Consider the following 349-nt stretch of genomic DNA (forward strand, 5'->3'; position numbering starts at 1 on the left):
ATCTTTTCCTCGACCAAGTGTTTAAGGTTTTTAGTGAGCGAAGACTTCCGCCCCCGTTGACTAACCTTTTGTTCAAAGTCAGTTTGCGCTAGCTCAGCCTGGTACTCACCGTTGAGCCGGTGAAGTTCGTTAAAGATGGTGGTCTTACTAAAGCCTAAGTAGTTAGCGATGTATCGCAAGGAACGTCCTTCACTATGAAGCGTTTCAATGACAACACGGTTCTGGAATGATAAAATAGTGGTGCCCATTAAGGTCCTTCTTTCTAATGGAATGTTGAGGTAACACCATTAAAGACCTTGATGGGTTTTTCTGTCCACTTAAATGTTCAACTTAAATTTTACAATCTGCC

General features: G+C 42.1%; 1 protein-coding gene. It reads right to left on the bottom strand.

What is annotated here, in order from left to right:
- Positions 1-248, bottom strand: a 248-nt coding sequence (locus H5975_RS08470) for a helix-turn-helix domain-containing protein (RefSeq protein ID WP_204785642.1), incomplete at its 3' end; no start/stop codon positions are given.
- Positions 249-349: the final 101 nt, after the last annotated feature.

Origin of the sequence: Limosilactobacillus coleohominis (genome assembly GCF_016901675.1) — a bacterium.
Taxonomy (GTDB): Bacteria; Bacillota; Bacilli; order Lactobacillales; family Lactobacillaceae; genus Limosilactobacillus; species Limosilactobacillus intestinavium.